Genomic DNA, 12,099 nt, shown 5'->3' on the forward strand with positions numbered 1-12,099 from the left:
CTGCCATGGAGCCCGTACCCGATCCCATGGTGAAGCTAGTACCAGCTGTAGATCTTGATCGTGGCCTGTGGCCTGTGGCCTGTGGCCTGTGGCCTGTGGGCGCGGACAGCGTGGGCCGTCGGGCCTGGCATCATCGATGCATGGCCCCTGCATCCGCCTCCCTCCGCACCGAGCGGCTCGTCCTGCGTCCCGTACGCGCCCGGGACCTGCCCGCCGTGACGCGGCTGTGGACCGACCCGGAGGTGCGACGCCACCTGGGCGGGCCCGTGATCGACTCCGTGGTGCGCATCCGGCAGCGGCGGATCGTGGGGGCGAGCGGCTTCCACGCCGTCGAGCGGGCCGCCGACGGCGCGGTCCTCGGACTGGTCACCGTGGCGGCGGGCGGGCGGGACGGGGAGACGGAGGTGTCCTACCAGTTCCTGCCCGAGCACTGGGGGCAGGGCTACGCCCGCGAGGCCGTCTCCGCCGCCGTCGAGCGCGCCCTGGGCGACACGCCGAGCGTCGTCGCGGTCACCCAGGAGGCCAACGCCCGCTCGCGCCACCTCCTGGAGTCCGTGGGCATGGCGCACGCCGACTCCTTCGTCGAGTGGGACGCGCACCAGGTGCTGTACCGGCGGCGCCGCGCCTGAGGCGCCGCCCGCCCGCCGCCGGGCGGGGGTCCGGGCCGGTCAGAAGCGGGCGTGCGTGGTGATGTCGGACTCGAACTGCGTGATCATCTCGGGCGTGACCGTCGGCCGGCACTGGGCGATCGCGTCCAGGTAGTCCCGGGTGGTCGCGCCCGGCGCGGGCTCGTCCCCGGTGCGGGAACCGACCGACACGAGGTCCCGCTCGAAGGAGCTCTGTGCGGCGATCCGGGCCGCGTGCTCGATGTCGGCGGGAGTGAACAGCTCGCTGGCGAGGACGAGTTCGTCCACGTCGACGTCCGGTCGCGCGTCGGTGTAGCGGGACCAGATCGCCGCCCGGGCCGCCTTGTCCGGCGTACCGATGGGAATCAGGTAGTCGAAGCGTCCCGGGCGCAGGAACGCGGGGTCGAGGGAACGGATCGAGTTGGTCGCGCAGACGAGGAGGCGCTCGTCCCGCTCCCGGAAGCCGGGTATGAGCTTGAGCAGCTCGTTGGTCACGCCGTGCGCCCCGCCGGGCTGCACGGGCTCGGTGCGCACGGGTGCGATCTCCTCGACCTCGTCGATGAAGACCAGGACCCGCTCCAGTTCCGCGATCCGGGCGAAGGCGGAGCGCAGCGCCGCCGCCAGGTTGCCCTCGTCGGCGAGCCGGGACGGCAGGATCTCCACGAACGGCCAGCCGAGCCGGGAGGCGATGGCCCGCGCGAAGGTCGTCTTGCCGGTGCCCGGCGGGCCGAAGAGGCCGAGGGCGCGCGGCGGTCTGACCCCGTGCCGGGCGGCCCGCTCGGGTTCGGCGAGCGGCAGCACGACACGCCGTTCGATCAGGTCCTTCTCGCGTTCCATGCCGGCGACCTTCGCCCACAGGTCGGCGGGGAGCAGTCGTCCGCCGAGGTCGTCGAGGAGGTTCGCGGCGGGCCCGTGCAACGGTTCGACCTTCTCGAAGTACGCCACCGCCGGCTGCCGGGTGTACCCGGCGTTGAGCAGCCCCTCGCCGACGAGCTCCTCCTCGGGCAGCACATAGGCGATCCGGCCCACCCGGGCGGCCACCAGGCGCCGCTCCAGCTCGACGAGCAGCGCGCTCGCGAGGCCCCGGCCGCGCCACGCCGACGCGATCGCGATCCGCATGACCCAGGCGCGCTCGCCGGCGACGCAGGCCAGTGCGGCGCCGATGGGCGTGCCCTGGTGGACGGCGACGACGGCCGGCTGACGGGAGGTGAGGGCGCCGATGCACTCGGCGAGCGAGAAGACCGACTCCTGGCCGAGCTCGGCCGTGGTGTCGATGAGATGGACGACGGCGGCGAGATCGCTCTCGCGATAGTCGTGGATGAGCCAGTTCACCGGTGGTACCGCCCCTCGTTGCTGCTGTCGCGCTCCGTGACGGCGAGGCTAGGCGGGGCGGCGGGGGCGGGTCCTGCGCCATCGTGCACAAGGGGCGCGGGCGAACGCGCCGTACCGGCTCTATGCATGCGGGGTCCGCGCGGGCCGGTTCCATGGCGGCGGTTCCGTGCGGGCCGGTAGGCGGGCGGGTTCCAGGCCGGCGGTTCCCTGCGGGTCGGTTCCACGTCGGCGATTCCATGCCGGCGGTTCTGTGCGGCGCCGCGCATGTCCACGTGTCTCCGCTCCCGGCACGCGGAAAGCCCCCGCGACGGACGCGCGGGGGCTTCGACGTACGGGACGGGACCGTCAGTAGGCCGGGGCCAGCTTCGGGTTCGGGCCGTGGGCGTTCTGCTGGGAGTCACCCTCGGTGGCGAGGAAGACGATCAGGATGATGGCGCCGACCAGCGGCACCAGGTCGATGAGGATCCACCAGCCGGAGCGGCCCGTGTCGTGCAGGCGCCGGACGGTCACGCCCAGGGCGGGAAGGAACACGCCGAGGGCGTAGATCGCGTAGAGCAGCGGATACGTGCCCAGCGCCATGTCGACGACCATGACGATGATCGCGGCGATCACGTTGAACAGGAAGAACATCCAGAATTCCTGGCGCCGCGCCCGGCCGCTGAATACCGCGTACTTCTTGAGAACGTCGAGGTACCAGTTCACTTAGTCCCCCCAAGGACTGGATCGTGTATGGGGCCTGCCCCTGTGGAGCTAGCTTTACGCAGAACTTATGTGGCCGAAACCGTGTGGGTCAATTCGTTACCAGGTGGTGGCCGTTCACAGATACGGCCGCGACGAACGTGAACGGCGTCGCCCGCTCGTGCGAGAGGGCGACGCCGTTCCGGGGAGAGGATCGGGAGTCACGTCCTTCTCTTGGTCATGAGCAGTCCGCCCGCGGTGAGGGCGAAGAGACAGACGCACGCGCCGGTGATGACATTGCTGAGGATCGCGCCGGTACCGGCGTCCCGGGAGACCACCCAGGGGGAGACGATCAGCCATGCACCGAGCAGCAGGACCACGAAGTTGAGGTCCTGGGACCGCTCCGGGGCCATCGACATGCACAGCCCGAGGCCGGCGAGAGCGATGCCGACGATCAGGTTGCTGATAGCCAGTTCCGGCTTCGCGGCGGCGAAGTGGACGGTCCACGCGGAGACCGCGGCGTAGAGGCCGGCCAGGATCACCAGCTCCTCGACCGCCGCCACCCCACGGGTCTGCAGCACACGGGCATAACGGTCCCGCATTTCTCCCGCGTCGGGGTGTCCGCTGATATCACCGGGACGGTGAGAGACGTCGGCCATACGACTCGCCTCCTTCTGGCGTCCTGCACGTCTGACCGCGCTTGCGGCATGACGCCGCGGTTTCATTGTGCGCTTATCTGGCCTTTATGTGTAGATCTGTCCGATAAGGGATGTGCACAGAAAACGACGTCCGCATATGCAGGGAACCGCCAAAGACGGGGAAGGTTCAACAAGCGTTCAGGGAAAGATCAAGAGGGCTGCCGCATTTTTATGCGCATTCCTCTTGAATCGTCACCCGCCGTCCTCCATCCTCCGTCCCCGGCCCGTTCGCCCGAGCGCCCGGACCGCAGACCCTGGAGAGACCCGATGACGCGTGCCCCCGTCCTGGCCGAGGACGTCTTCACCCCCGCCGCCCTCGACGACCCGCACCCCCTCTACGCCCGGCTCCGCGCCGCGGCCCCCGTGCACCACCTGCCGGGAGCCGGACTCCACCTGGTCGCCCGGCACGCCCAGGTCCTGGAGGTCCTCGACGACCCCGCCACCTACTCCAGCAACCTCACCGCGCTGTTCTTCGCGGGCGAGGACGGCCGCCCGGCCCTCCTCGACGCGGGCGGCACCGGGCCCGACGTCCTCGCCACCGCCGACCCGCCCGCCCACACCGGACAACGCGCCGTCGTCCGCCACGCCTTCGGCCGCGGCGCCGTCGAGTCCTGGCGCACCGGCGTCGAGGAGATCGCCGCACCCCGGATCGAGGAGTTCGCCGCGCGCGGCGGCGGCGACTGGATGGCCGAACTCGCCGCTCCGCTCCCGGTGCTCGTCATCGCCCGCGTCCTCGGGCTCCCCGACGCCGACGCCGCGCGGCTCACCACCTGGGCGGACGCGGGTGTCGAGCTGTTCTCCGGACACGCCGACGCCGACCGGATGCTCCGTCTCGGCGCCGACATGGCGGACTTCCTCGGGTACCTCCGGGCCCGGCTCGACGCCGCCGGGACCACCCCCACGGGCGGCCTCGTCGACACCCTCGTCGCTGCCCGCGCACAGGGCGGGCTCGCCGCCGACGAGGCCACCGCCGTGCTGCTCCAACTGGTCATCGCGGGCTCCGAGTCCACCACCAGCCTGCTGGGCAGCGCGGTCCGGCTGCTGGCCGGCCGGCCCGACCTCCAGGACCGGCTGCGGAAGGACCCGCCGGCCGTCGACCGGCTGGTGGAGGAGGTACTCCGGCTGGAGAGCCCGTTCCGGGGGCACTTCAGGATCACCACGCGCCCGGCCGTGCTCGGCGGCGTGCGACTCCCCGCCGGAGCGCGGCTGATGCTGCTCTGGGGCGCGGCCAACCGGGACCCGGCGGCCCACCCGGAACCGGACGCCCTCGACCTCGACCGGCCTGGGGCGAAGGGGCACCTGGCCTTCGGCCGGGGCATCCACTTCTGCCTCGGCGCCCACCTGGCCCGCCTGGAGGCCGTGGTCGCCCTGCGCCTCCTGCTGGCGGCCGGCGACCTCGCGCTGCCGCCGGGTGCCGCCCCCGCCTATGTGCCGAGCCTCTTCGTCCGGCGGCTCGCCCGGCTGCCGATCGAGGTCAACGGCGCGTGTACGGGCGGGTGATGATCTCCATGTTGTGGCCGTCGGGGTCGTCGAAGTAGGCGCCCCGGCCGCCGTAGCGGTGGTTGACCCGGCCCGGCTCGGTGTGGTTCGGGTCGGCGTAGTACGTCACCCGCATCCCCTCCAGCCGCCCGATCATCGTGTCGAACTCGTCGTCCGGCACGAGAAACGCGTAGTGGGTGGTGGTGAACGGCTCGTCACCCTGCTGGTAGTAGTCCAGGGTCACGCCGTTGCCGGTGTCCACCGGCAGGAACGGGCCCGTCGGGGCACCGACCGCGAGGCCCAGCACCTCGGCGAGGAATTCGGCGGAGACCCGCCGGTCACGGGCGTACACGATGGTGTGATTGAGCTCAACGGTCATGGGGGGTCCTTTCCCAGGGCAGGCGCTGTCGACTCTCTCCTGTCCCGTACCAGCGGTACGGGAGGGACGGCCGCGGCGGACCCCGCGCGCACCACCCGGCGGCGCTCACGCCACGGCCGGGTGCCCTACTCGCTCACGGCCCATGGCCGACCCGGCAGTCATGCCTCCACGTTAGCCCGCGCCGATCTTGTACGACAACGCGGTTTACGGCCACGGCCCGGCCGGTCGGCACCGGGTCCGGCGGGCCCCGGGTGGGCCCCGGGTGGGCCCGCCGGACCTCCGGCGTGCGACCCGGAGCGCGGCAAGCGGGACGTGCGCCGGGCCCGTGCGGCGTAGCCTGGAGGTGGACTCGGGGTCGCGCGTTCCACCGCCGGGAGGCGGACGACGATGACCGGAATCGTTTCCAGGAGCTTCGACTCCGCAGACGAGACCCGCCCCTTCGACGGAGGCAAGGGCCGGCTGGACCTGCTCAACACGGACAAGGGCCAGATCGGCAGGGCCGTGTTCGAACCGGGCTGGCAGTGGACCAAGCACGTGAAGCCCCTCGCGGGCACCGACAGCTGCCAGGCGCACCACGTCGGCTACGTCGTCAGCGGTCGCATCAAGGTGGTGATGGACGGCGGCGACAGCGCGGAGCTGGGCCCCGGGAGCTTCTACGAGATCCAGCCGGGACACGACGCCTGGGTCCTGGGCGACGAAGCCTGTGTGGCCCTCGACTGGGTCGGCTTCGGCGACTACGCCGTACCGTCCGGCTCCTGACCTCCCGGCGAACGGCACGCGCACCGGGGCCTCGTGGACGGACCGCTCGTACGCGCCGTTGCGCGTTCGGAAGTGCGAACCGTGTTCGGCCCGAGCGACCGGTGCGGTGAGCAAGCGACCGTTGCGGTGAGCAGGGGAGACCGGTCCAGGCCCCCTGCCCGTCGCCCTCCCGCCGAGCCGCCGAAATACGCGGGCCCGCGCCCCGTCACCGCTGGCAGGATGCGGGGATGACCCTCCAAGACCGCCGGACCCAGCCGCCCTGCACCGCCGACGAACGCACCACCCTCACCACCATGCTGGACTTCCAGCGGGACACCCTCGCCATGAAGTGCGAGGGGCTGACGGCCGAGCAGCTGAAGGACCGGGCCGTCGGACCCTCCGCGCTCTCGCTGCTCGGGCTGGTGCGCCACGCCGCCGAGGTGGAACGCGGCTGGTTCCGCAACGTCATCAACGGGGAGAGCAGCCGCAGCCCTTGGACCCCGGTCGGCTCCACCGACTGGGCGGACTTCGACGTCGACGACGCGGACGACGCCGACGTCGCGGAGGCGTTCGCCGTCTGGCGCGAGGAATGCCGGCGCGCCCGCGCGATCGTCGAGGCGGCCGACTCGCTCGACGTGACCGGGCACATCGACGAGGAGGTCTTCTCGCTGCGCTACGTCCTCGTCCACATGATCGAGGAGTACGCGCGCCACAACGGCCACGCCGACCTGCTGCGCGAGCGCATCGACGGCGCCACCGGCGAGTAGCGGCACCGGGCACCCCGCCGCCCCCTCCCTCGTACCGTCCCGAGCGGAAGAAACTCCTGGTAGCGGCGGTGCTCCTGGCTGTTATCGTCACCGCATGCCGCAGCTGATCGCCCCCACCGCGCGACTCCACGCCTCCTGGCTCGACGCCCACGCCGAATGGATCCCCGGCGTCAACCAGGACGGCACCGGAATGCGGCTCGCCGCGGACGACGCCTTCGCCATGCCCGAGGTCTTCACCTCCTGGGTGGGCCGGCTCCGCGAACAGTCCGACCGGACCCGGCCCCAGCCCGAGGGCCGGGTCCACGCCACCCACTGGTGGATCGCCGAGGACGACACGTACCTCGGCGCGATCGACCTCCGCCACGAGCTCAACGACTTCCTGCTCCGGGCCGGCGGCCACATCGGCTACAGCGTCCGCCCCTCCGCCCGCCGCCGCGGCCTCGCCACCTGGGCGCTCGCCACCGTCCTCCCCGAGGCCCGCGCGCTCGGCCTGACCCGGGTCCTGCTCACCTGCGACGACACCAACACCGCCTCGGCCCGCACCATCGAGCGCAACGGCGGCGTCCTGGAGGACGTCCGCCCCACCGAGATCGGCCTCAAGCGCCGCTACTGGATCGAGCTGTAGGCGTCGGTCATGCAGTCCGCCGCGCACCGCCCGCGCTCGTACGCCTGGCGCAGCGCGGCAGCCGCGTGCGCCCGGCTGACCTCCTCGTAGCCGAAGCGCTCGTGCGCGAGCCGTACGACCGACTCGACGGTCACGATGGCCGGTTCGCCCCGGCCCGCCGCCTCGCGGGCGGCGGCGATCGCCAGCTCGGCCGAGCGGGTCAGCGCCCGCACGTAACTCTGCCAGGCGGCCCTCCGCGCGCGTCGGGGCGCGGGCGGGCGCACGGCCCGCCCCTTCCAGCGGGCACCCGCCGCGACGACGACGGCCCCGGCCACCACGACCAGGGCTCCGAGCAGGGCATCGGGACTCACGTTCACACCGCGAGCCTTCCCTGACCGAGGACCGGGCAACCGGCCGCCCCGCTCACCCGGAAGCCGAGCCGCGGCTGACGCCCGAGCCCGACGCAGACGCCGAGTTCGAGTCCGACCCCGACCCTCCGCTCGACGCCGACGCCGACGCCGACGCCGACGCCGACGCCGACCCCGGCCCCGCCCCCGGTACGGCCGCCGGGTCGTCCAGCACCGCGTCCCGCCCGTACGTGAGCGCACCCGTCAGCGCCGCGTCCGCGCCCAGCACGCCCGGCACCGGGTCCGGCACGAGCAGGTCCACGAGGGCGCGGCGGCCGGACAGGCGTGCGGTGAGGCCGGGTTCGAGCCAGGGGTGCCAGTCGGCGAGGTAGCCGCCGAGGACGACCTCGTCCACGTCGAGGAGGCTGGTGACGGCGAGCACGGCCGCGCCCAGTACCTCGCCGGCGGCGTCCAGCGCGTCGAGTGCCCGCCGTTCCCCGGCCGCCAGGGCCGCGCCGAGGGCGGCCAGCGCCGCGTCCGGGCCCGCCGAGGCGCGCAGTCCGGCGAGGCCCGCCGCGTCGGTGAGCGCCTCGGGGCCGACGTACAGGGCGAGGCAGCCCCGTCCCCCGCAGGCGCACGCCGGTCCGTCGAAGGCGACGGGCATGTGCCCCGGCTCGCCCGCCACCCCGTGCCCGCCGGTGTGGATGCGCCCGTCGAGGACGAGCCCGCCGCCGACGCCGATGTCCGCCTTCAGGTACGCGAGCGAACGCGGCGCCGTGCCGCGGCGCGCCGCCAGGGCGCGGTACTCGGCGAGCGCGGCGAGGTTGGCGTCGTTCACCAGGGCCAGCGGGAGCTCGACGGGGTCTTCGTCCGGTCCGGTGCGCCGCAGCTCCTCCCGTACGAGCCCGGCCAGGTCCACCGGCCCCGGCCAGCCGAAGTCGGTGCTGAACACGTGGGCGCCGTCCGCGTCGACCGGACCCGGCATCGCCAGCACGGCGCCCCACACGTACGCCCCCGGCACGGCCAGCGCGGCCGCCCGGGCCTCGCGCAGCGCGCTCGCGACGGCGCGGGCGAGGGGCCGCGGGTCGCCCCGCGGGGTCCGGTGGGGGAGCGAGGCACGGTGCACGGCCTCGCCCGCGAGGTCGGCGACGGTGGTCTGGAGCCGTTGGCGGGTGATCCGTACCGCGAGGGTGAGGACCCGTCCCGGCACCAGTTCCAGCTGCCGCCGGGGCCGCCCGCGTCCGCCCGCCGGGGTCAGCCCGGCCTCCCGTACGAGTCCCCGGTCGATGAGGTCGGCGGTGAGGGCGGTGAGCGAGCCGTGGGCCAGGCCGGTCGCGACCGAGACCTCGCTGCGGGAACAGGGGCCGCGCTCGGCGATGTGCCGCAGGACGCGCGACAGGTTGAGGCGGCGTACGGCGGCGGAGTCGGAGGGCGGTTCGGCAGGGGCTACGAGCACCCGGCGATTCTCTCCGACGCCGGGGAGCGAACGGTGGACCACCCTCCGCTGACACGAGTAAGTGACACGCGTCACCTTTTTATTTCGAGTATTGACGTAAATGGTTTCCGGTCAGACGCTGTGGACGTCCCCGACGACGACGTCGGGGCCGACGAGGCCGTCGAGGCCGCCCCGGGAGACCCGGGCGGCCCGGCCAGGAAGGCAGCAACCGCCCATGCCCATCGCGCCCTCACCGCAGGCCGCCCCCGCGTCGCCCCGGGCGGCGGGGACCACGACCCTCCTGTGGTCGATGCTGGCCGGATTCACCACGCTCTACATGGCCTACTCGGGCCTGCTGGGCGTCCTCCTGCCGATCCAGGTCGAGGCCATCGCCCCGGACTCCAAGGAGTCCAGCCTCGCGATGGTGACGATGACCTCCTCGATCGTCACCCTCTTCGTCCAGCCCATCGCCGGCGCGCTCTCCGACCGCACCCGCGGCCGCTTCGGCCGCCGCACCCCCTGGATGGCGCTCGGCGCCGTCGCCTCGACCCTCGCCCTGCTCGCCATCGGCCAGGCCACCGGCCTGCTCTGGCTGACCGTCATGTGGGTCGCCGTCCAGGTCCTGCTCAACGTGGTCCAGGCCCCCATGACCGCGATCCTCGCCGACCGCGTCCCCGCCGCACGCCTCGGCATGTTCTCCGCGTTCATCGGCGTCGGCAGCCAGGTCGGTGCCACCCTCGGCGTCGTCATCGGCGCCCGCTTCGCCGCGCACGTCGGCATCGGCTACGCCGTCTTCGCCGCCTGCGTCCTCGTCGTCACCCTCGCCTTCGTCCTGGTCAACAAGGACACCCCGGTCACCGACGAGCCCGAGCCCTTCTCGCTCGGCGCCTTCCTCAAGGGCTTCTGGGTCTCCCCGCGCAAGCACCCCGACTTCGCCTGGGCCTTCCTCGCCCGCGTCGTCTTCGTCTTCGGCTACTGGGGCGTGCTGATGTACCAGCGCTACGCCCTCACCGACTACGTGGGCCTCGACGGCGCCGACGTCGACCGGGCCCAGTCGCTGATGGCCGTACTGACCCTGGTCGGCACCTTCGCCGGATCCCTCCCGGCCGCCAAGCTGTCGGACCGCACCGGCCGCCGCAAGATCTTCATCGCCGGCGCGGCGCTCGTCCTCGCCGCCTCCATGGTCCTCCCGCTGATCAGCCCCACCACGTCCGCGATGTACGCGTACGCGCTGCTCGCCGGCATCGGCTTCGGCACCTACATGTCCCTCGACATGGCCCTCATGACCGAGGTCCTGCCGGCCGGCGACAGCGCGGGCCGCGACCTCGGCATCCTCAACATCGCCACCAACGTGCCGCAGGCCCTCGGCCCGCTGGTCGCCGCCGGGATCATCGGCCTCTTCTCCGACGGCGCCGACAAGGCCCCCGGCTACCGGGCGCTGTTCCTCTTCGCGATCGGCGTCGTCCTCGTCGGCGCGCTCGCCATCAAGCCCATCAAGAGCGTCAAGTGAACCGTTCCGAGCCCCGACAGGAGCCTCCCATGACCGGCACCCTCCCGCCCCTCGTCACCACCACCCGCGGTCCCGTCCGCGGCGAGCTCCGGGCCGACGGAAGCTGCCGCTTCCTGGGCATCCCGTACGCCCAGCCGCCGGTCGGCCCGCTCCGCTTCGCCGCGCCCGTGCCGCCCGAGCCGTGGACCGAGCCGCTGGACGCCACCGCGTACGGACCGACCGCGCAGCGCCGCCCGTTCGCGGACGTCACCACCATCCCCGAGCCGTCCATCCCCGGCGACGGCGTCCTCAACCTCAACGTCTTCACTCCCGCGCCGGACGCCGACGCGGCCCTGCCGGTCCTCGTCTGGATCCACGGCGGCGGGTACGTCGCGGGCTCCGCGGCGAGCCCCTGGTACGACGGTGCCGCGTTCAACCGCGACGGCGTCGTGCTCGTCTCCCTCGGCTACCGGCTCGGCATCGAGGGCTTCCTCCACCTGGACGACGCCCCCGACAACCGTGGCGTACGGGACTGGATCGCCGCCCTGGAGTGGGTCCGCGACAACATCGCGCGCTTCGGCGGCGACCCCGCCAAGGTCACCATCGCCGGCCAGTCGGCGGGCGGCGGCGCCGTCCAGACCCTCCTCGCGGTCCCCTCCGCCCGCGACCTCTTCCGCGGCGTGATCTCCGTGTCCGGCGCCGTCATGCGCCCCGACGGCCCCGAGATCGCCCGCGCCGTCGCGCGCCTCTTCACCGCCCGTACGGGCCTCCCGGCCACCGCCGCCGCCCTCCAGGACCTCGGCGACGACGAGATCCTCGACCTCCAGGACCGCCTCGGCGAGCCGGGTCCGGACCGCGAGGGCCTCCCGCCGATGCTCTCGCTGGTGCCCTTCGCCGACGGCGAGCTGATCCCCGAGCCCGTCCTGGACGCGCTCACCACCGGTGACGCCGGAGCCGGGGTGCCGCTGATGCTGGGCTTCACCGCCCACGAGTTCAACATGATCCCCACGCCCGGCGCGGGCCCCGAGGACGCCCCCCTGCCGCTGCCGCTGCTGCTGGGCGGACTCGGCCTCGACGAGGCCGGGGCGGGTGCCTTCGCCCGGACGTACGCGGACACCGACCCGGCCGCCCACTTCGGCCAGGCCCTGACCGACGCGACCTTCCGCGCCCCGTCCCTCGCGGTCGCCGACGCCCGCGCCGAACGCGGCGAGCCCACCTGGCTCTACCAGTTCGACTGGACCTCGCCGCTGAACGGGCAGTCGTTCCACTGCCTCGACCTGCCCTACGCCTTCGACCTGCTCGACGCGGAGGGCGTCACGGCCGCCGCGGGCGACAACCCGCCGCGGGCGCTGGCCGACGCCATGCACCGCGCGTGGGTCGCGTTCGTCACGGAGGGGAACCCGGGGGAGGAGTGGCCCGCCTACACCTCCACCGGCCGCGCGACGATGCTCTGGAACGCGACGCCGGAGGTGGCGGAGGACCCGCTGAAGGCGGTCCGCGAGATCTGGCTGGGCTGAGCTGGGCTGA

At 73.3% G+C, this 12,099-nt stretch carries 14 protein-coding genes; 7 read left to right on the top strand and 7 right to left on the bottom strand.

Annotated features, from left to right (window positions below; genetic code table 11):
• The first annotated feature begins 140 nt into the window (after positions 1–140).
• Positions 141–629: a GNAT family N-acetyltransferase gene (locus AB0Q96_RS32565; protein ID WP_365331817.1), complete on the top strand. Its 489-nt coding sequence runs from the start codon at positions 141–143 to the stop codon at positions 627–629.
• 39 nt (positions 630–668) lie between these two features.
• Here the strand turns inward: AB0Q96_RS32565 and AB0Q96_RS32570 are convergent, their stop codons facing one another.
• From AB0Q96_RS32570 to AB0Q96_RS32580, 3 genes are all read right to left on the bottom strand, one after another.
• Positions 669–1,958 carry a bifunctional GNAT family N-acetyltransferase/ATP-binding protein gene (locus tag AB0Q96_RS32570; RefSeq protein WP_365331819.1) on the bottom strand — a complete coding sequence of 430 codons (1,290 nt, stop codon included), beginning with the start codon at positions 1,956–1,958 and terminating at the stop codon, positions 669–671.
• Positions 1,959–2,303: 345 nt separating this feature from the next.
• The gene (locus tag AB0Q96_RS32575) at positions 2,304–2,660 is read right to left on the bottom strand and encodes a DUF805 domain-containing protein (RefSeq protein WP_365331821.1); all 357 of its coding nucleotides are present in this window, start codon (positions 2,658–2,660) and stop codon (positions 2,304–2,306) included.
• Between the two features lie 197 nt (positions 2,661–2,857).
• Positions 2,858–3,217, bottom strand: coding sequence for an SPW repeat protein (locus AB0Q96_RS32580; protein ID WP_365331823.1), 360 nt, complete (start codon positions 3,215–3,217; stop codon positions 2,858–2,860).
• A gap of 384 nt (positions 3,218–3,601) precedes the next feature.
• Between AB0Q96_RS32580 and AB0Q96_RS32585 the strand changes: the two genes are divergently transcribed.
• Positions 3,602–4,834, top strand: a complete 1,233-nt coding sequence (locus tag AB0Q96_RS32585; RefSeq protein WP_365331825.1) for a cytochrome P450 — start codon at positions 3,602–3,604, stop codon at positions 4,832–4,834.
• On the opposite strand, the gene AB0Q96_RS32590 is transcribed toward AB0Q96_RS32585, so the two are convergent.
• Positions 4,809–5,192 (bottom strand): VOC family protein, encoded by a 384-nt coding sequence (locus AB0Q96_RS32590; RefSeq protein WP_365331827.1) that lies wholly within the window; start codon positions 5,190–5,192, stop codon positions 4,809–4,811. The genes AB0Q96_RS32585 and AB0Q96_RS32590 overlap by 26 nt on opposite strands.
• Before the next feature lie 387 nt (positions 5,193–5,579).
• Between AB0Q96_RS32590 and AB0Q96_RS32595 the strand changes: the two genes are divergently transcribed.
• The 3 genes from AB0Q96_RS32595 to AB0Q96_RS32605 all read left to right on the top strand — a co-directional run bounded on the left by AB0Q96_RS32595 (position 5,580) and on the right by AB0Q96_RS32605 (position 7,322).
• Positions 5,580–5,951 carry a cupin domain-containing protein gene (locus tag AB0Q96_RS32595; RefSeq protein WP_365331829.1) on the top strand — a complete coding sequence of 124 codons (372 nt, stop codon included), beginning with the start codon at positions 5,580–5,582 and terminating at the stop codon, positions 5,949–5,951.
• Positions 5,952–6,178: 227 nt separating this feature from the next.
• Entirely contained in the window at positions 6,179–6,697 is a 519-nt protein-coding gene (locus tag AB0Q96_RS32600; protein ID WP_365331831.1) for a DinB family protein, read from the top strand.
• 94 nt (positions 6,698–6,791) lie between these two features.
• Complete coding sequence (locus tag AB0Q96_RS32605; RefSeq protein WP_365331833.1) at positions 6,792–7,322, top strand: GNAT family N-acetyltransferase; 531 nt, start codon at positions 6,792–6,794, stop codon at positions 7,320–7,322.
• Here AB0Q96_RS32605 and AB0Q96_RS32610 read toward each other — a convergent pair.
• From AB0Q96_RS32610 to AB0Q96_RS32620, 3 genes are all read right to left on the bottom strand, one after another.
• Positions 7,304–7,678: a hypothetical protein gene (locus AB0Q96_RS32610; RefSeq protein WP_365331835.1), complete on the bottom strand. Its 375-nt coding sequence runs from the start codon at positions 7,676–7,678 to the stop codon at positions 7,304–7,306. The genes AB0Q96_RS32605 and AB0Q96_RS32610 overlap by 19 nt on opposite strands.
• A gap of 46 nt (positions 7,679–7,724) precedes the next feature.
• Complete coding sequence (locus tag AB0Q96_RS32615) at positions 7,725–9,104, bottom strand: ROK family transcriptional regulator (protein ID WP_365331837.1); 1,380 nt, start codon at positions 9,102–9,104, stop codon at positions 7,725–7,727.
• A gap of 111 nt (positions 9,105–9,215) precedes the next feature.
• Positions 9,216–9,377: a hypothetical protein gene (locus tag AB0Q96_RS32620; RefSeq protein ID WP_365331839.1), complete on the bottom strand. Its 162-nt coding sequence runs from the start codon at positions 9,375–9,377 to the stop codon at positions 9,216–9,218.
• A 16-nt stretch (positions 9,378–9,393) separates the two neighbouring features.
• Between AB0Q96_RS32620 and AB0Q96_RS32625 the strand changes: the two genes are divergently transcribed.
• Together AB0Q96_RS32625 and AB0Q96_RS32630 are read left to right on the top strand one after the other, a co-directional pair.
• Positions 9,394–10,593 (top strand): MFS transporter, encoded by a 1,200-nt coding sequence (locus AB0Q96_RS32625; protein ID WP_365331841.1) that lies wholly within the window; start codon positions 9,394–9,396, stop codon positions 10,591–10,593.
• Between the two features lie 29 nt (positions 10,594–10,622).
• A complete protein-coding gene (locus AB0Q96_RS32630; protein ID WP_365331843.1) occupies positions 10,623–12,089 on the top strand; it encodes a carboxylesterase family protein in 1,467 nt (488 codons plus the stop codon).
• Positions 12,090–12,099 lie beyond the last annotated feature (10 nt).

Source organism: Streptomyces sp. NPDC093111, from assembly GCF_040683955.1.
Classification (GTDB): domain Bacteria; phylum Actinomycetota; class Actinomycetes; order Streptomycetales; family Streptomycetaceae; genus Streptomyces.